This is a genomic window from Streptomyces sp. bgisy130, assembly GCF_057708345.1.
On sequence record NZ_JBYISA010000003.1, the window covers coordinates 369339 to 388073 of the forward strand.

At 71.3% G+C, this 18735-nt stretch carries 16 protein-coding genes; 11 read left to right on the forward strand and 5 right to left on the reverse strand.

The genetic code is table 11. From position 1 onward, the window contains the following. Positions 1-226: 226 nt before the first annotated feature. Entirely contained in the window at positions 227-439 is a 213-nt protein-coding gene (locus tag AC3EUV_RS06840; RefSeq protein ID WP_387232956.1) for a hypothetical protein, read from the forward strand. Positions 440-538: 99 nt separating this feature from the next. Here the strand turns inward: AC3EUV_RS06840 and AC3EUV_RS06845 are convergent, their stop codons facing one another. Then, positions 539-1240, reverse strand: a complete 702-nt coding sequence (locus AC3EUV_RS06845) for a FadR/GntR family transcriptional regulator (protein ID WP_435602400.1) — start codon at positions 1238-1240, stop codon at positions 539-541. 131 nt (positions 1241-1371) lie between these two features. Between AC3EUV_RS06845 and AC3EUV_RS06850 the strand changes: the two genes are divergently transcribed. Together AC3EUV_RS06850 and AC3EUV_RS06855 are read left to right on the forward strand one after the other, a co-directional pair. Beyond that, positions 1372-1890 carry a gluconokinase gene (locus AC3EUV_RS06850; RefSeq protein ID WP_435602401.1) on the forward strand — a complete coding sequence of 173 codons (519 nt, stop codon included), beginning with the start codon at positions 1372-1374 and terminating at the stop codon, positions 1888-1890. A gap of 77 nt (positions 1891-1967) precedes the next feature. Further along, positions 1968-3365 carry a GntT/GntP/DsdX family permease gene (locus AC3EUV_RS06855; RefSeq protein WP_435602402.1) on the forward strand — a complete coding sequence of 466 codons (1398 nt, stop codon included), beginning with the start codon at positions 1968-1970 and terminating at the stop codon, positions 3363-3365. 149 nt (positions 3366-3514) lie between these two features. Here AC3EUV_RS06855 and AC3EUV_RS06860 read toward each other — a convergent pair whose 3' ends face one another. After that, positions 3515-5077 (reverse strand): FAD-dependent oxidoreductase, encoded by a 1563-nt coding sequence (locus AC3EUV_RS06860; protein WP_432141540.1) that lies wholly within the window; start codon positions 5075-5077, stop codon positions 3515-3517. Positions 5078-5115: 38 nt separating this feature from the next. On the opposite strand from AC3EUV_RS06860, the gene AC3EUV_RS06865 reads away from it, so the two are divergent. Continuing rightward, positions 5116-5790 carry a TetR/AcrR family transcriptional regulator C-terminal domain-containing protein gene (locus AC3EUV_RS06865; protein WP_432141541.1) on the forward strand — a complete coding sequence of 225 codons (675 nt, stop codon included), beginning with the start codon at positions 5116-5118 and terminating at the stop codon, positions 5788-5790. A gap of 10 nt (positions 5791-5800) precedes the next feature. Here the strand turns inward: AC3EUV_RS06865 and AC3EUV_RS06870 are convergent, their stop codons facing one another. Genes AC3EUV_RS06870 through AC3EUV_RS06880 form a run of 3 tightly spaced genes read right to left on the reverse strand, consistent with a single transcriptional unit; the run spans position 5801 to position 9287 of the window. After that, positions 5801-6958, reverse strand: coding sequence for an acyltransferase family protein (locus tag AC3EUV_RS06870; RefSeq protein ID WP_435602403.1), 1158 nt, complete (start codon positions 6956-6958; stop codon positions 5801-5803). Next, positions 6955-8310 (reverse strand): polysialyltransferase family glycosyltransferase, encoded by a 1356-nt coding sequence (locus tag AC3EUV_RS06875; RefSeq protein WP_432141543.1) that lies wholly within the window; start codon positions 8308-8310, stop codon positions 6955-6957. The genes AC3EUV_RS06870 and AC3EUV_RS06875 overlap by 4 nt, the downstream gene beginning before the upstream one ends. Next, positions 8310-9287 (reverse strand): glycosyltransferase family 2 protein, encoded by a 978-nt coding sequence (locus tag AC3EUV_RS06880; RefSeq protein ID WP_435602404.1) that lies wholly within the window; start codon positions 9285-9287, stop codon positions 8310-8312. The genes AC3EUV_RS06875 and AC3EUV_RS06880 overlap by 1 nt, the downstream gene beginning before the upstream one ends. A gap of 187 nt (positions 9288-9474) precedes the next feature. Between AC3EUV_RS06880 and AC3EUV_RS06885 the strand changes: the two genes are divergently transcribed. The 7 genes from AC3EUV_RS06885 (at position 9475) to AC3EUV_RS06915 (ending at position 18727) form a co-directional block, all read left to right on the forward strand. Beyond that, entirely contained in the window at positions 9475-10794 is a 1320-nt protein-coding gene (locus AC3EUV_RS06885; protein ID WP_432141545.1) for a DUF6716 putative glycosyltransferase, read from the forward strand. A gap of 32 nt (positions 10795-10826) precedes the next feature. Beyond that, entirely contained in the window at positions 10827-12053 is a 1227-nt protein-coding gene (locus AC3EUV_RS06890; protein WP_432141546.1) for a cytidylyltransferase domain-containing protein, read from the forward strand. Between the two features lie 51 nt (positions 12054-12104). Then, a complete protein-coding gene (locus AC3EUV_RS06895; RefSeq protein WP_432141547.1) occupies positions 12105-13031 on the forward strand; it encodes an N-acetylneuraminate synthase family protein in 927 nt (308 codons plus the stop codon). A gap of 31 nt (positions 13032-13062) precedes the next feature. Further along, positions 13063-14271: a hypothetical protein gene (locus AC3EUV_RS06900; RefSeq protein ID WP_432141548.1), complete on the forward strand. Its 1209-nt coding sequence runs from the start codon at positions 13063-13065 to the stop codon at positions 14269-14271. Between the two features lie 150 nt (positions 14272-14421). Further along, entirely contained in the window at positions 14422-15681 is a 1260-nt protein-coding gene (locus AC3EUV_RS06905) for an amidohydrolase (protein WP_432141598.1), read from the forward strand. 250 nt (positions 15682-15931) lie between these two features. Then, positions 15932-16963: a BMP family lipoprotein gene (locus tag AC3EUV_RS06910; protein WP_432141549.1), complete on the forward strand. Its 1032-nt coding sequence runs from the start codon at positions 15932-15934 to the stop codon at positions 16961-16963. 222 nt (positions 16964-17185) lie between these two features. After that, positions 17186-18727, forward strand: a complete 1542-nt coding sequence (locus AC3EUV_RS06915; protein ID WP_432141550.1) for an ABC transporter ATP-binding protein — start codon at positions 17186-17188, stop codon at positions 18725-18727. Positions 18728-18735: the final 8 nt, after the last annotated feature.

The following is an 18735-nucleotide window of genomic DNA, read 5'->3' on the forward strand; positions in this document are numbered from 1 at the left end:
CCCTACCCCCCTGATGATCGGTCTATCCAGTTCAGCCCTGCGGTTTTTGCCCGTCAACTCGCTGCGGGCCGGCCATGGCGCTGTAATATGGACCGTCCTGACGGCTGGAATTGATCCCCGGTTGATTTCCGAGGGAACGAGGCGCTGAAATTGCCCCGCCGCGGTCGCTCGCCCCCAGGGGCCGGCGGCTTGTGAGGCCCGGCGTCGGCTGCGTCAGACTGGGGGCATGTCGTCACCCCGCCGCGCGTGCCCCATCTGCACCCGAGAGATCGCCGTCGTCGGCGGCCGCTTCGCCCGCCATGACCCGCCCGGCCGGCGGACGGTGCTGGAGCTGATCTCCTGCCCGGGGTCGCGCAGGATGGCGCCGATGATGGCACCCGCGGAGAAGCTGTTCGACCCGGAGGAGCCGCCGTTCCCGGGGCAGCAACCGCTGTTCTGAGCCGGGGCGCTGCCGGGCGTAGAGCTGATGACGGTGCGGGCTGATGACGGTGCCGGTATGCGGCCGTTACGCCGCCGATGCCCCCTGCCCTGCACCCAACTACGGTGCCAGCACGTCCAGTTCGGCCATCGCGCCGGCGGTGATTTCGCGGGTCAGCGATTCCGCCCGTGCCGCGTCGCCGGTCCGTACGGCCTCCGCGACCTGCACATGGAGGGTGACCGCGGCCGGGTCGGGGTCGGTGAACATCACCCGGTGCTGGGTGCGGCCGGTCAGGACGGCGGCGACGACATCGCCGAGCCGGGCGAACATCTCATTGCCGGAGGCGGTCAGCACCACCCGGTGGAACGCCATGTCGTGGACGAGATAGGCGTTGAGCTGCTGGCCGCGTGAGGTGGCGACCATGCCCATGGCCTCTTCGGTGAGCCGGGCGCACTGTTCGGGGGTGGCGTGCCGGGCGGCCAGGCCCGCGGCGACCGGTTCGACCGCCGAGCGCAGCACGGTCAGGGAGCGCAGCTGCCGGGGGCGGTCCCGGCCGGCCAGCCGCCAGCCGATCACCCGCGGGTCGTAGACGTTCCACTCCTCGGTGGGGCGGACGGTCACTCCCACCCGGCGCCGGGAGGCGACCAGCTGCATGGATTCCAGTACCCGGATCGCCTCGCGGATGACCGTGCGTGAGACGTCGAAGCGCTGCTCCAGCTCGTCCGTGCGCAGGATCGTGCCCGGAGGGTAGTCCCCCGCGGTGATCGCGGGACCGAGGGACTCCAGCACGCGGGCGTGCAGTCCCTTCCCCTCGTTTTCCATGGGGCAAGCCTACGTTCCCGGGCTCGGCGAATTAAGTATGACGTTTGCATCACGAGCTCTTGAATACGTCGTACCTAATGGGTTTCAGTGGGGGCCGCACGAGGTCGAGGAAGACAGCGAGGTACCACGGGATGAGCACCCCCGACGTGATCGTCGTGATGGGCGTGGCCGGCACCGGCAAGACCACGATCGGCCCGCTGGTCGCCGACGCACTGGGCGTCCCGTATGCCGAGGGGGACGACTTCCACCCGCCGGCCAACATCGCCAAGATGTCCGCGGGCCACCCGCTGGACGATGCCGACCGCGGCCCCTGGCTCGACGCCATCGGAGCCTGGGCGCGCGAGCGGGCCGGGCACGGCGGGGTGGTCAGCAGCTCCGCGCTCAAGCGCGCCTACCGCGACCGGCTGCGCGCCGCCGCCCCCGGCCTCGTCTTTCTGCACCTCACCGGCGAGCGCGCGCTGATCGAGGAGCGGGTGGCCGGGCGCACGGGCCACTTCATGCCGGCCGCGCTGCTGGACTCCCAGTTCGCCACGCTCGAACCGCTCGGGCCCGACGAGGCCGGTGTCCTCGTCGAGGTGTCCGGCTCCCCGGAGGAGATCGCCGGGCGGGCGGTGGCCGCACTGCACGCGAGGGGCGCGGCGGACGACTAGGACGCCCCCCTCACCCCAACTCCCCCCACAGGTAACGCAGCACCCCTTTCCCCCTCCGTCCAACCAAGGGAATCGCCGTGACACATCTCAGCGTCGAGATGCTCGCAGCGGACGCGGCCGAGCCGATCACCACGGCCGGTCACGCACAGCTGGGCATCGCCGTCCTGGCCGGCATCGCCGTCATCGTCCTGCTCATCACCAAGTTCAAGCTGCATGCCTTTCTTTCGCTGATCATCGGCTCGCTGGTGCTCGGCGCGGTGGCCGGCGCACCGCTCGACAAGACCGTCACCAGCTTCTCCGCGGGCCTGGGCACGACGGTCGCGGGCACCGGCGTACTGATCGCGCTCGGTGCGGTCCTCGGGCGGCTGCTCGCCGACTCCGGGGGTGCGGACCAGATCGTCGACACGATCCTGGCGAAGGCGAGCGGGAAGGCGATGCCCTGGGCGATGGTGCTGATCGCCGGGATCGTCGGGCTGCCGCTCTTCTTCGAGGTCGGCATCGTGCTGCTGATCCCGGTCGTGCTGCTGGTCGCCCGGCGCGGCAACTTCTCGCTGATGCGGATCGGCATCCCGGCGCTGGCCGGACTGTCCGTCATGCACGGGCTGATACCCCCGCACCCCGGGCCGCTCGTGGCGATCGACGCGGTCGGCGCGAACCTCGGTCTGACGCTCGCGCTCGGCGTGGTCGTCGCCATCCCGACCGCGATCATCGCCGGCCCGGTCTTCTCCCGTTACGCGGCCCGCTGGGTCGACATCCAGCCGCCGGAGAACCTGGTGCCCGAGCGTGCCTCCGACGACCTGGAGAAGCGGCCCGGCTTCGGGATCACCGTGGCGACCGTGCTGCTGCCGGTGGTGATGATGCTCGCCAAGGCGCTGGTGGACATCGTCGTCGACAACCCCGAGCACCAGGTCCAGAAGGTCTTCGACGTCATCGGCTCGCCGCTGATCGCCCTGCTCACCGCCGTCATCGTCGCGATGTTCACGCTCGGCCGGGCGGCCGGATTCACCCGGCTCCGGATCGCCGCCACCGTCGAGAAGTCGCTCGCCCCGATCGCCGGGGTGCTGCTGATCGTCGGCGCGGGCGGCGGCTTCAAGCAGACGCTGGTGGATGCCGGCGTCGGCCAGATGATCATGGACATCGCCAAGGGCTGGCACCTCTCCACGCTGCTGCTGGCCTGGCTGATCGCGGTCACCATCCGGCTCGCGACCGGCTCCGCGACCGTCGCCACCATCTCCGCCGCCGGGCTGGTCGCCCCGCTCGCCGCGGAGCTGAGCACCCCGCACGCCGCGCTGCTGGTGCTCGCCATCGGCTCCGGCTCGCTCTTCTTCAGCCATGTCAACGACGCCGGATTCTGGCTGGTCAAGGAGTACTTCGGGATGAACGTCGGCCAGACGCTGAAGACCTGGTCGGTGATGGAGACGCTGATCTCGGTGGTCGGGATCGTCTGCGTCCTGCTGCTGTCGCTGGTCCTTTAGGGCGGAACCCTTCAGGGGTCCGGTCCGTCGGATCACTGTTCTTTCCGGGCGGATCGCCGCCCCGGGCGCCTCGCCCCCCCTCGGGCGCCTGTCCCCGGCACGAGGCCGTACGAGCGGAGATCCGCTGGTACGGCCTCGTGCGCATCCGGTCAGCCGGCCGGCTGCGGTACGGCGCTGCCGACGCAGGCCGCGAGGGCGGCGGCCGTGGCAGCCGTGGCGTCCTCGGCCGGTGCGGCGAGGGCGAGATAGCCGTCGGGGCGGATGAGGAGAACGGCCGGGGCGCTGCCGTAGGCGTCGCGGACATGGCCGTCGGTGTCGAGCAGATCGGGGTCCGGACCGCCGACGCGGACGACGCGCAGCTGCGCCGGATCGGCCGGCAGCGCACCGGCGTCGAGGTCGGTCGCGCCGAGGGTGAGCACGGTGAAGTGCGGGCCCCGGAAGGCGTCGAAGAGCCGGGTGGGGGCACCGTCGGCGGTGGTGCACGGGGCGTCGGGGGCCCGGTCGCCCGCGCGGGGCACGCCCTCGGGGACGTCCGTGCGCAGCTCCCGGGTCAGCGGGCTGTCGGGGTAGCCGATGTCGAGCTGGTGCAGATCGCGGCCGCGGCGCAGCGAGCCGGAGCGGTGCAGCCGGGTGCTGGTGTCGAGGATGCGCTCGGCGACCGGGCGGCGTTCGGCCTCGTAGCTGTCGAGCAGGCTCTCGGGGGCGCCGTAGCGCAGCACCTGGCCGAGCTTCCAGCCGAGGTTGTAGGCGTCCTGGACGCTGGTGTTGAGGCCCTGGCCGCCCGCCGGGGAGTGGATGTGCGCGGCATCGCCGGCCAGGAAGACCCGGCCGGCGCGGAAGGCGTCGGCCAGCCCCGCCTTGGGGCGGAAGAGGGAGGACCACAGCACCTCGCGGATCTGCCCGGCGTCGAGGTGGGTGTGCGCCGCGAGTCCGGCGCGGACCGCCTCGGGCGAGGTGTCCGTCGAGTTGGTCACCATGAGGGTCTGGAAGTAGTCCGTGCCGGCGAGCGGGAGGAGGGAGACGAACCGGTTGTCCGGCAGGACCCAGCGGTGCCAGTGGTCCCGGTCCAGGCCGTCCACCCGGACATCGGCGAGCACCGCGCCGCCCGGCGGCAGCGACGGGCCGCTCATCGTGATGCCCAGCGCCCGGCGTACCGTGCTGCGCCCGCCGTCGGCGGCGACCAGATAGGCGGCGCACACGCTGCGCTGCACCCCGTCGGCGCCGCGCAGTTGGGCCGTCACCCCGTCGGAGTCCTGGGCGAATCCGGTGAGTTCGGTGCCGAAGAGCACCGCGCCGCCGAGCTCTTGCAGTCGGGCGTGCAGCACCTCCTGGGTGCGGAACTGCGGCACCATCAGGGCGTTCGAGTACGGCATGGCGGGTGTCGGGTCGACCCGCTCGATCATCACGGTCGTACTGGCGATCCGGCCGTTCTCCCAGAGGCCCACCTCGGGGTAGAGCCCGCCGGTCGCGTGGATCGCGTCCAGCACCCCGAGGTCGTCGTAGACCTCCTGGGTGCGCGGCTGCACTCCGGTGCCGCGGGCGCCGGGCGAGAGGCGGTCCTGCCGCTCGACGAGCAGGGCGCGCAGTCCGCGCCGGGCGAGGTCGACGGCGAGGGCGAGTCCGGTCGGGCCGGCCCCGGCGATCAGTACGTCAACGGTCGTGGGGAGGTCGCCCGTAACACCGGCCGGCTCCTTAACGTTGTTAAGTTCCATGTTTCCGAGCATGGCCTTAACGGTGTTAAGTTGTCAACATGGTTTCCCGCATAGACCGGCGACAGGTTGTCGACACCGCCCTGCGGCTGCTGAACGAGGTGGGCCTCGACGGGCTCACCCTGCGGCGCATCGCCAAGGAGCTGAACGTCCAGGCCCCCGCGCTCTACTGGCACTTCAAGAACAAGCAGGAACTGCTGGACGAGATGGCCACCGAGATGTTCCGGCGGATGGCCGAGTCGCTGATGGGGGAGGGCGCGACGACCGGTTCCGGCCGGACCTGGCAGGAGATCCTCCGCGACGCCTGCCGGGGCATGCGCCGCGAACTCCTCGGATACCGCGACGGCGGCAAGGTCTTCAGCGGCACCCGGATGACCGACGCGAGCTACTCCGGGCCGCTGGAAAATCTCCTCACCCTGCTCACCGGCGCCGGCTTCACGCTGAGACAGGCGGTGCAGGCATGGTGGGCGGTCTACGGCTTCACCATGGGCCTGGTGATCGAGGAGCAGTCGGTCCACCCGGACCCTGCTGCGCCGCAGCACCGCGATCCGGCCTACGACGTGGAACTGCGCGCGCGGGAGATCGGCGCGGGCTATCCGCTGGCGGCGGCCGCCGGTGAGGAGATGTTCGGCGACATCGAGCGCAACTTCGAGGCCGGACTGCGCATCGTCATCGCCGGGATCGAGGCGACGCTCGCCCCGGAACAGCGGAGTTGAACCGGGGCGGTCAGCGGCGCGGGTCGATCGACCGCTTCAGCACCGGCGTCAGCGGGCGCTCTATGAAGCGGTGCAGCAGCCAGGCGAGCAGCAGCATCAGCCCCACGGTCAGCGGCAGCGTCACAGAGGAGGGCAGCCCGGCGCCGTGGTGCAGTGCCCGCACCACGACCCAGCCCAGATGCTCGTGCACGAGGTAGAAGGGGTAGGTCAGCGCGCCCGCGACGGTCAGCCAGCGCCAGTTCGCCCAGTGCAGCTTGCCCAGCGCCACCGCCGCGACGAGCGCGAAGCCGAGGGTGACGACGGCGACGATGCCCGCCGTCGAGCGGTAGGAGAAGCCCTCGGCCGACGCCGAGTGCCACAGCCTGGCGACCGCGTAATGCTGCCCGATCAGCCAGCTGACCAGCACTATCGCCCAGGCGATCGGATCGCGGGCGCCGTAGCGGTGCAGCAGATACAGACCGATGCCGCCGATGAAGAACGGGGCGTACTCGGGCATCAGGACGGTGTCGAGGAGGGGCTCGTGGGCGGCCTGGGCGAGCGCGGCGGCCAGTGTCCAGCCCGCGCAGAAGAGCACCACGCGGCCGCGGGTGGCGCCGGGCAGGACGACACAGAGCGCGAAGAGCGCGTAGAAGCGCATCTCCGCCCAGAGCGTCCAGCACACCCCCAGCACCCGGTCCACGCCCAACGGCTGCTGAAGCATGGTCAGATTGGTCAGTACGTCACTCGGCGACAGCGCCTTGTAGGCGACCCAGGGGAGCGCGAAGACCGCGGTGACCAGGAGGATCGCGACCCAGTACGCCGGATAGAGGCGGGAGACCCGCGAGGCGATGAAGGCCCGCAGCGTCCGCCCCCAGCCGCTGAGGCAGATCACAAAGCCGCTGATCACGAAGAAGATCTGGACGCCCAGACAGCCATAGGCGAACAGCGGGGCGGCGGTGGGGAATTGGTGGGCGGGCGAACCGCCCCAGGCCTGCGCTATCTCGCCGTCGCGCCCCCCGTAGTGGTACGCGGCGACCATCAGGGCGGCGAGCAGCCGCAGCCCGTCGAGGGCGCGCAGCCGCGAGGGACCCTTGCGGCTGCGCTCCCGTATAGCGGGCTGCGGTGCGGGCGTGACGAGATCCGGCGCGGCGGTCGGCGCACCGGCCGTCAGTTGGGGGGCGGCGGTCATCCGAACGCGGCCCGCTTCTTCAGCCGCCGCTGCACCGCGCGCGCCCGGCGGGCGACCCGGCGGACGGTGGCATTGCGCGGAATGAACGACAGCTGCGACGGGATCGCCCCGGGCAGCGCCAGCGCGGTCAGCCGGCGGCGCTTGAAGTAGCGCCGGGTGACCGGGTCGAGATGGGCCGCGAGATAGCGCTCGGCGGACGGCCGCAGCTGCGGATAGATCTGGTGCTGCATCGCATAGCCGACCGCGGTGACCAGGCCCTCGATGTTCTCGGCGGTGGCATGCGCCCGCGGGCGCTCGCTGCGGTCGGCCAGGTCCGGCACCAGCGCGTCCACGATCGTGACCGGCATCCGGTTGCTGTTCTGATACGGCGACAGCCGCTCCAGCAGCAGTCCGGTGCCGGTCCGCGCCGTCGGCAGCCCGTAGAAGGTGGCGGCCGTCAGCAGCGCGGTGGAGAAGCAGCCGACGACCAGCGCGGGCCGCATCCGCTGGTAGAGCACCTCGGCCAGCACCGGGCTGTCCAGCACGGTCAGCGCGATGTCCAGCTTCTCGGCCTCCCGCTCCAGCAGCCGCGACCAGCGGGCCGGCGCGGACGGATGCGGCTTGAAGACGATCTCGCGGTGGCCGCGCTCGGCCGCGCCGCGCACCATTCGCACATGCAGCTCCTCTTCCTCCTCGGGCGTGAGGATGCCCAGCGCGGAGAGGTACTGGCCGAGCAGCAGCGCACCGCCCTCCGGGACGGCCACCTCGCCACTGGCGTCGGAGAGTTCGGCCAGCACCTTGGTGAAGGCGTCGGTCGACACGGTCTGCGGCGGGACCTCGAACTCGGTGAGCAGCAGCGGCGTCAGGCCCGGCACCAGGTCCAGATGCAGCAGCCGGCTGATCCGGGTGCCGATCAGCGGATCGAGCTTGTTACGGGTCGGGCCGTAGCTCATCAGGCCGTCGGCGTAGACATCGATCGGCGCGTCGGGGAACAGCTGGGCGAGCGCCATCGCCGGGTTGACCTGGATGGACTCCACGACCAGCTCGACGCGGTCGTCGCCCAGGCCCCACAGCAGCCGCAGATGCCGCTCCCACAGCGGCACATCGTCCGGGCGCGGTGACCAGCCGCCCGGGTGGAACGGGCTGATCGTCTCGTTCCACGACAGCACCCGGTCGAAGCGGCCGCGCAGCCGCTCGAAGCCGGGCATGGTGTCCAGTGACGCGGTGGTCTCCGGGGTTGTCGCGTTGTTGCTGAGCAGCAGCAGCCGGCGCTCGGCCGGGGCGAAGCAGTCGGCGTCCAGAGCGGCGGCGAGGGTCGCCGCGCCGTAGAGCGTGGACGCCATGAAGATCTGGGTCAGCGGTCGGGTGGACATCAGGCGGCGACCTCCGCCGGGACGGGGCGACGGCGCAGCCGCCGCAGCCGGGACGCGCGCTGCACATCCATCGAATCCAGGGCTTCCTTCAGTACGTCCTGCGGCATGCGTTTCATGGCCGCGGCGCTCATCGTGCGCAATTTACGGGCGACCTGCGGTTCGAACCGTTCGATCGAACCGAGGTGGTGGGAAATGATCGCGCAATAGGTGCGCACCGCTTTCGGCAGCAGAAGAGCGGCATCGCGGTCCTGCGCCGTTTCTTCGATCACCTGGTCGAAGGCGCGAATAAAGTCCAATTGCCGCACGTCACCGATCTGCGTCAGGGAAGAGGCCACACCGCGCCGGTAGAAAACACCGAGCAGTCCGACCACCGCCATGGACTTCGCCTCACGGTGCAGCCGCCAGATCCACGGGCGGTCCTCCGCGGTGCGCAGCCCGTCCTTGAAATGCAATACCCCCTCGTCCAGCAGCCGCCGGTGGTACATCCCGGCCCAGGCGTACGCGTAGTCGACCGAGGTGGAGCGGTCGGCGGGCAGGATCACCTCGCGCGGGTCCATCACCACCCCGCGCCGGCCGTGCGGGACCCGGTGGACGGTGCGCGCGCGGGCGGTGCACTGGACATGGTCGGTACGGACGAAGTCACATCCCAACTCCTCGATGGTGGAGAGGAGCTGGGGGTAATAGCCGGGGGCGAGCCAGTCGTCGCCGTCCAGGAAGGTGACGTATTCGCCGCGGGCCTCGTCCAGGCCGGTGTTCCGGGCAGTGGCCAGGCCGCCGTTCTGTTCGTGCCGCAGCAGTCTGGCGCCCGGCAGCTCGCGCTCGGCGCGCGCGAGAATCTCCGGGGTCTCGTCGCGGGAACAGTCGTCGACGAGCAGGAATTCAAAGTCCTCACGGGCATTGGCCGCCAGGCTTTTCAGGGTGTCGGGCGCGTATGTCTGCACGTTGTAGAACGGCACGATGACGGAGAGCTTAACCACCCTGGTGACGTTAGGGGCGCAGGCGGCATTCGTCTTTACCGGGTGCGGACCTCAAGGTGAACGAAGAATGGCGGGATGGTTAACCGGGCCGACTATCGGGCCGGTTAGCCATTCGTCGACCCGCTGTTAACCCTTTGTTGCGGCCCAGTTGGCCCGTCCAACGGAATGCCTTCCTAGCGTCTTGGACGTGCCATCACGTACCTACTCTTCGCCGCGGGTCGCCGTACTCGCCGACTCGGATACCCGGTGGAAATGGGGCGCTTTGACAGCGTACCGAATCCAATCGGACATCCGGCTCGACGGCTACCTCCTCCGCGGCCGCGCCACTCCCACGGTCCGCCAGCTCGACGAGGTCGGCGCCCGTGCGGACTCGCTGCGCGAAATCAGGGGCGTGGATTTCGTCCGGTCCATCGACCGTACGCGCTACGACGTCGTCGTGCTGGCCTGTGTCGGCGGAGCGGTGCAGGCGATGCTGCACGGCCTCGCCCACGCCTGGCGAGGCGCGGACACCCGCCCCGTCGTCGTCACCGGCTATGTCGGTGTCGTCTACGAGAAGCTCGCCGACGGGCTGCTGCTGCGGCACGGCGCGGATGTCGTCCTCGCCAACTCCCGGCACGACGCGGACCGTTTCCGCGAGGTGTACCGCGGGGTCGGTGCCGACGACAGCGGGGTCGTCGAGTGCGCCCTGCCGTTCCTCGGCGGCGCGCGCTACACCGGCGCGCACACCCCCTACACCGTGGTGTTCGCCGCCCAGCCGTCCGTCCCGGAGAGCCGCGCCGACCGCACCTACCTGCTGCGCAGAGCGGTCGAGCACGCCCGCCGGCACCCGGAACGGGAAGTGCTGATCAAGCTCCGCAGCAAGCCGGGCGAGCACACCACCCACATCGAGGAACTGCCCTACCAGAAGCTCGCCGCCAAGGCCCCCGGCGGACTCCCCGCCAACTGCCGCCTGGTGTACGGCAACATGGGCGAGGTCCTGGACCGCACCGACCTGCTGGTGACGGTCAGCTCGACCGCCGCCCTGGAGTCGCTGCACCGCGGCATCCCCACCGCCGTCCTCACCGACCTCGGCATCCGCGAGGTCCTCGGCAACCACCACTTCCTCGGCTCCGGCTGCCTGGCCTCCTGGGACGAGCTGGACGCCGGACACCGCCCGGAGCCGGACCCGCAGTGGCTCGCCCGCCAGGGCGTCGCCGCGGACGGTGACTACGAGCAGGCCTTCGACGCGGCCCGCGACCGGGTCAGCGCGCTGCGCACCGCCGACCGGCTGCCGCCGGTCACCCCCTACTACACAGCCCGCACCGCCCCCGGCTACCTCCCCGGCCTCCTCGCCCGGCACGGCCTGGACCCGCACGGCGAGCCGATCGCCGGCCACACGGACGCCCCCGAGGAGACCGGCGGACTGCGCCGGGTCGCCCGCGAGACGGTCCGCGAGGCCGCCCGCGGCGCCTACCGCCACGGCGTCCAGCGCGTCGCCCCCGCCATCCGCCGCTGGGGACAGCTGTGACCACCCAGGCCAGCTCCCGGAAGGAGCCCGATATGCCGCCGAACCCGCAGAGCAGCCCCCCGACCGTGGTGGCCGTCATACCCGCCCGCGGCGGATCCAAGGGCGTGCCCGCCAAGAACCTCGCCGCCGTCGGGGGAGTGCCCCTGGTGGCCCGCGCGGTCCGGGAATGCCGCGCCGCCCGCCTGGTCACCGATGTCGTGGTGTCCACCGACGACGCCGGGATCGCGGCAGCCGCCCGCGGCGCCGGAGCGGTCGTCGTACGCCGCCCCGGCGACATCGCGGGCGACACCGCCACCAGCGAGGCCGCCGTCCTGCACGCCATGGACGCCTACGAGGCCGAGCAGGGCGCCTCGGTCGACGCGGTGCTGCTGGTCCAGTGCACCAGCCCGTTCATCGTCCGCGAGGACATCGACGGGGTCGCCGCCGCGGTCGTCGAGGGCGGCGCCGACAGCGCGCTGACCGTGGCACCGTTCCACGGCTTCGTCTGGCGGGACGCCGAGACCGAGGTCACCGAGGACACCGGGGCGGCCGCCGGCGGCCACGGCGTCAACCACGACAAGTCCTTCCGGCCGCGCCGCCAGGACCGCCCCCAGGACCTGCTGGAGACCGGCGCCGCCTACGGCATGGACGCGGCCGGCTTCCGCGCCGCCGGCCACCGGTTCTTCGGCCGCACCGAACTCGTGCGCACCGACCCGGCCCGGGTGCTGGAGATCGACGACCCGCACGACCTGGCCCGCGCCCGCGCCCTGGCACCGCTGCTGGACGCCCCGCGGCCCGGCGCCCTGCCGACCCGCGACGACATCGACGCCGTCGTCCTCGACTTCGACGGCACCCAGACGGACGACCGGGTGCTGATCGACTCCGACGGACGGGAGATCGTCGCGGTCCACCGCGGCGACGGACTCGGCGTCGCCGCGCTGCGCAAGGCGGAACTGAAGCTGCTGATCCTGTCCACCGAGACCAACCCGGTCGTCGCCGCACGGGCCCGCAAGCTCCAGGTCCCCGTGCTGCACGGCATCGACCGCAAGGACCTCGCCCTCAAGCAGTGGTGCGAGGAAGCGGGCATCGCGCCCGAGCGCGTGCTCTACGTCGGCAACGACGTCAACGACCTCCCGTGCTTCGACCTCGTCGGCTGGCCCGTGGCGGTCGCCGGGGCGCACGACGTGGTGCGCGGCGCGGCCCGCGCCGTCACCGCGACGCCCGGAGGCAGCGGCGCGATCCGCGAGATCGCCGCCTGGCTCCTGGGCCCGTCCCTGTAACCCACCCAGACCCCCTCCCCACACCCCGTATCAACGCGAAGGAACCTCCCCATGAGCAGCAACTCCCGCCTCCGCACCCTCGGCAACCGCGAGGCCGGCCCCGGCCGCCCCGTCTACGTCACCGGTGAGATCGGCATCAACCACAACGGCGACCTGGAGAACGCGTTCGCGCTGATCGACGCCGCCGCCGACGCCGGCTGCGACGCGGTGAAGTTCCAGAAGCGGACCCCCGAGGTCTGCACCCCGCGCGACCAGTGGGAGATCGAGCGCGACACCCCCTGGGGCCGGATGACCTACATCGACTACCGCCACCGCGTGGAGTTCGACGAGGACGGCTACCGCGCCATCGACGAGTACTGCAAGAAGCGCGGCATCGCCTGGTTCGCCTCCCCGTGGGACGTCGAGTCCGTCGCCTTCCTGGAGAAGTTCGACGTGCCCTGCTACAAGGTCGCCTCCGCCTCGCTCACCGACGACGAGCTGCTGCGCGCCATGCGCGCCACCGGCCGCACCGTCATCCTCTCGACGGGCATGTCCACCCCCAAGCAGATCCGGCACGCCGTCGAGGTCCTGGGCAGCGAGAACATCCTGCTCTGCCACGCCACGAGCACCTACCCGGCCAAGGCCGAGGAGCTCAACCTCCGCATGATCAACACCCTTCAGGACGAGTACCCGAACGTCCCGATCGGCTACAGCGGCCACGAGACCGGTCTCCAGACCACCCTCGCCGCGGTCGCCCTCGGCGCCACCTTCGTCGAGCGCCACATCACCCTCGACCGCGCCATGTGGGGCTCCGACCAGGCCGCCTCCGTCGAGCCCGGCGGCCTGTCCCGCCTGGTCCGCGACATCCGCACCATCGAGGAGTCCCTCGGTGACGGCGTCAAGAAGGTCTACGAGAGCGAGCTCGGCCCGATGAAGAAGCTGCGCCGCGTCACCGGCGTGGTGGCCGAGGCCGAGGCCGCCGAGCCGGCCGCCGTCTGACCGCCCGGCCGACGAACCGACGGGAGCCAAGGTGACCTCACCCGAAGGGACCCGCGCCGTGCCCGGCACGCCCGGCGCCGAGGTTCCGCCCCCGGAGACGACGGATACTCCCGCCCGTCGTCTCCGGGGGGTGCCGCGGCAGCGTCACCGGACCGCGCGCTCCGGTGAGCCGCGCGCGGGCGCCCGGGACACCGGCACCCTCGCGTTCGTCGAGAGCCCGGTGCAGCTGCTGAACGTCCTGGAATGGGCGCACACGGCACAGGCCACCGGGCTCACCGTCGTCGTGCTCTCCCCGCACGACCCCATGACCCGCGGCCAGCTGCGGCGGATGGCCGAACTCGCCCGCGACGAAGGCCATACGGTGCGCTGGGAGGAGGCCCGCGGCGGTCCGACCGCGCCGATGCGCACCATCGGCGGCCTCACCCCGCTGCTGCGCCGCGCCCACCGCGTCGTCATCGGCGACCCGTTCTCCCGCTACGTCCAGCTGCTGCTCTCCCTCGCCCGGGCGCGCGATCTGGTCGTGGTCGACGACGGCACCGCCACCATGGAGTTCATCTCCCAACTCGCCCGCGGGGAAAAGCTGGTGCGCTGGCACCGCAACGGCAGCGGCCGCGGCGCCCGGGACCTGATCTTCGCCCCGTTCTCGGCCACCGCCCGGCGCCGGCTCACCCCGGCTCCCGAGGGCGGGCGGCGCACCGTCGGCCTGTTCAGCTCGATGCCGGTCGAGGCGCCCCCGGGAGTCGAGGTCACCACCAACGAGTTCGCCTGGACCCGGGGCCGCTTCGGCCCGCCCCGGCTCACTCGCGCCGCCGACATCGTCGGCACCTCGCTGGTGGAGACCGGGGTCGTGGACACCGAGCGCTATCTGGCGGCGGTCGGCAGCCTGGCCCGTACGCACGGCGCCACCCGCTACTTCGCGCACCGCAAGGAGAGCACCGAGAAGCTGCGCCGGCTCGTGGGCGAGACCGGGCTGGAGATCGTCCGGCCCGATCTGCCGCTCGAACTGATCGCCCGGCGCGGGCCCATCGGGCGGCTGATCGTCAGCTTCCCCTCCACCGTGGTGCACACCCTGCCGCTGGCGCTGAGGGGAACGGACGTCAAGGTCGCGGTCTGTGACATCGATCCGGAGTGGCTGACGGCCAACGCCTCGCCGCGGGCCCAGGGTTTCCTCGACGGGGTCACCGGCACCGCCCGCGACGTGCAGCGACTGCCGTTCACCCAGCCGATGTCCGCGGGATGACGGAGCGCGGGAAGCCTTACTGCATACCCGTGGCATAAACCCTCCATGCGCCGAGCGGCCTGATTTTCTTCCCCTAACGGACTGAACTTTTGTTGATCGAAGGACAGTTGCCCCCTTCGGGCCCGTAACCTTCCACAGGTGAACCACGTGATGTCCCGAGAGGTCAGCGCCGCCCGTACCCCCGCCGGGGATCAGCTCCCCGGCGCCCTTCCCGAGGCGCTGCGCGCCGAACTCAGCGCCTTCCGGCGCGACTTGCACCGCCACCCCGAACTGGGCAACCAGGAGTTCCGGACCACCGCGGCGCTCAAGGAACGGCTGGAGCGGGCCGGTCTGCGGCCCCGGGTACTGGCCACCGGCACCGGCCTGATCTGTGACATCGGCACCCGGGACGCCACGGCCGACGGGCGGGCCGTCGCCGCCGCCCCCGACCGCCCCCTGCTGGCGCTGCGCGCGGACATCGACGCGCTGCCCATCCCGGACACCAAGACCGTCGACTACGCCTCCACGGTCGCCGGCCGCGCCCACGCCTGCGGCCATGACGTGCACACCGCCGTCGTCCTCGGCGCGGGTCTGGTCCTGGCCGAGCTGGCCCGCACCGGCGCCCTGCCGCGCCCCGTCCGCCTGCTCTTCCAGCCCGCCGAGGAGATCCTGCCCGGCGGCGCCTCCGACGCGATCGAGTCCGGCGTCCTGGAGGGCGTCGGCCGGATCCTCGCCGTTCACTGCGACCCGCGCGTCGACGCCGGCCGGATCGGGCTCCGTACGGGAGCGATCACCTCGGCCTGTGACCGGCTGGAGGTCGAGCTGGACGGCCCCGGCGGCCACACCGCCCGCCCGCACCTGACCACCGACATGGTCACCGCCGCCTCCCGGGTCGCCCTGGACGTCCCGGCGCTGCTGGCCCGCCGGGTCGACGCCCGCGCCGGTCTGGCCGTCACCTGGGGCCGGCTGGCGTCCGGCCACGCCTGCAACGTCATCCCGCAGCACGCCGAACTCTCCGGCACCGTCCGCTGTCTTGATCTCGACGCCTGGCGGCAGGCCCCGGACCTGGTCCATGCGGCGATCGACGAGGTCGCCGCGCTGCACGGCGCGAAGTCCCAGATCACCTACGTTCGCGGGGTGCCGCCGGTGGTCAACGAGCCGGTCACCGTCCAGCTGCTGCACTCCGCGATGGCCGCCCGCCGCGGCGAGGGCGCCATCGAGGACACCGAGCAGTCCCTCGGCGGCGAGGACTTCTCCTGGTACCTCGAACACGTCCCCGGCGCCATGGCCCGCCTCGGCGTCCACCCGCCCGCCGACCCCACGCACCGCGACCTGCACCGCGGCGACTTCGACGTGGACGAGCAGGCGATCAAGGTCGGCGTCGAACTCTTCACCGGCGCGGCTCTCCTGGACGGGGATCTCGCGGACTGAGCGCGGCTGCGTACGGGGGACGGGCGGCCCGTACCCCATAGCAGGACACCACCCGTAATGACTCCATAACGGCCCGTGCCGGCAGCTTGCCCGGACGGGCCGTGCAGCCTGCCCGCCCGTGATCGTTCAGGTGCCCTACGCCTCGAATCGATAACGTCCACGCAGTGGAGGGTTTTGCGCCAGGTCTACGCGCGTTAATCTCCCGAGAAGCCAGCGCCAAAGGGGGCGCTTAGAGCGAAGGGAAGGCCCCGTGCGTCGGGTCATCAGGATTGCCGCCGCGGCCACCGCCACCGCGGGCCTCGCGCTCACCGCCACCGCGTGCGGTCAGAGCTTTGCCGAGGCCAACCGCGCCAAACACGCGGGAGTCGGGTTGGCCTTCGACATCGGCGGCCGGGACGACCACTCGTTCAACGAAGCGGCCGCCCGCGGTGCGGACAACGCGACCAAGAAGCTGGGCGTCAACGTCAAGATGCTCACCGCCAAGAACGGCGAGACCGAGGCGGACCGCGAGCAGCGGCTCACCTCCTTCGCCGAGGCCGGCTACAACCCGGTCATCGGCGTCGGCTTCGCCTACAGCCAGGCCGTGCAGAACGTGGCCAAGGACTTCCCCGCCACCACCTTCGGTGTCGTGGACGCCGTGCCGGAGGGCAAGAACGTCGATGCGATGGTCTTCGCCGAGCACGAGGGCTCGTATCTGGCCGGGGTCGCGGCCGCGCTGAAGAGCAAGAACCACAAGGTGGGCTTCATCGGTGGCGTGAACAACGCGCTGATCCAGAAGTTCCAGGCGGGCTTCGAGCAGGGGGTCCGCGACACCGACCCGAAGACCAAGGTCACCTCGCAGTACCTGTACCCCAACAACGACAAGGGGTTCAACGACCCGGCGGCCGCCAAGGCCAAGGCCGGCGGCATGCTCGACAGCGGTATCGACGTGATCTACACGGCGGCCGGGCAGTCGGGCGCCGGGACCATCGAGGCGATCAGCAGGGTCAAGGGCGCCTGGGCGATCGGCGTGGACTCGGACCAGTACCAGCAGCCGGGTCTGGCCCGCTACAAGAACCGGATCCTCACCTCGGTCGTGAAGAACGTCGATGTGGCCGTGTTCGACCTGATCAAGAGCGCCGAGGACGGGAAGCCGCTGACCGGCATCCACGCCTACGACCTCAAGCACAGCGGGGTGTCGCTCGCCACCTCGGGCGGGTTCATCAAGGACATCCAGCCGCAGATCGATGCGGCCCGGAAGAAGATCATCGAGGGCAAGGTGAAGGTCAAGGAGACGCCGTAGCCCGGGACCACCGCCGCCCCGGGTCGCCGCAGCGCCGGACCCCGGGGACGCGCCCCACGTCCCCCCCCTTGTGACCTTCCGGTCCCTGACTTTCCGTCCTTTCCGCTCCTTCATCCCTGAGGGGAGTGCGCCATCAACGCAGCATCCACGAGCAGCGGCCCCGCCGTCCCGGACGCCCCCGCTGTAGAACTCCGCGGAATCACCAAAAGGTTCCCCGGCGTCGTGGCCAACCACGACATCCATCTCACCGTGCGCCGCGGCACCGTCCACGCCCTGTGCGGCGAGAACGGTGCCGGCAAGTCCACCCTGATGAAGATCCTCTACGGCATGCAGAAGCCGGACGAGGGCACCATCGCGCTGGGCGGCGAGCAGGTCACCCTGCACACCCCGGGCGACGCCATCGCGCGCGGCATCGGCATGGTGCACCAGCACTTCATGCTCGCCGACAACCTCACCGTCCTGGAGAACACCGTTCTCGGCGCGGAGAAACTGCACGGCATCGGTGCCGGCGCCCGCGCCAAGATAAAGGAACTCTCGGACGCGTACGGGCTGAACATCCGGCCCGACGTCCTGGTCGAGGACCTCGGTGTCGCCGACCGCCAGCGGGTGGAGATCCTCAAGGTCCTCTACCGCGGCGCCCGCACCCTCATCCTCGACGAGCCGACCGCCGTGCTGGTCCCGCAGGAGGTCGACGCGCTCTTCGACAACCTGCGGGAGCTCAAGTCCGAGGGCCTGACTGTCATCTTCATCTCGCACAAGCTGGGCGAGGTGCTCTCGGTCGCCGACGACATCACCGTCATACGCCGCGGCACCACCGTGGCCTCGGTCGAACCCTCCGGGACCACCCCCAAGCAGCTGGCCGAGCTGATGGTCGGCAGCGAACTGCCGTCCCCCGAGACCCGCGAATCGACCGTCACGGACGAGGAGATGCTCCGCGTCAGCGACGTCCACCTCTCCGCGACCGACTCCGACGGCGTGGTCCGCACCGTTCTGGACGGCATCTCCTTCACCATCCACAAGGGTGAGGTGCTGGGCGTCGCCGGTGTCGAGGGCAACGGCCAGGCCGAGCTCGTCGAGGCCGTCATGGGCACCCGCCGCCCCGACCACGGCACGATCACCCTGGACGGCACGGACCTGTCCGGCGCCTCCACCCGCGCCCGGCGCGAGGGCGGCATCGGCTACATCCCCGAGGACCGCCACCGCCACGGCCTGCTGCTGGAAGCCCCGCTGTGGGAGAACCGCATCCTGGGCCATGTCACCGAGCGCCCCAACAGCAAGGGCAAGCTCCTCGACATCCCCGGCGCCCGTAAGGACACCGAGCGCATCGTCGAGCAGTACGACGTGCGCACCCCCGGCATCGAGGTCACCGCGTCCTCGCTCTCCGGCGGCAACCAGCAGAAGCTGATCGTCGGCCGGGAGATGAGCCACCACCCCAAGCTGCTGATCGCCGCCCACCCCACCCGCGGGGTCGACGTCGGTGCGCAGGCGCAGATCTGGGAACAGATCCGCGAGGCGCGCCGCGAGGGCCTGGCGGTGCTGCTGATCTCTGCCGACCTGGACGAGCTGATCGGGCTGTCCGACACCCTGCGGGTGATGTACCGGGGCCGGCTGGTCGCGGACGCGGACCCCGCCGTCATCACCCCGGAGGAGTTGGGCTCCGCCATGACCGGTGCCGCCAGAGGCCACCTCAGCGCGTCGGAAGACAGCACGCCGGAAGACGGTGCGTCGCAGGACGCCGGTGACCAGGAGGGCGACGAGCAGTGAGCACCTCC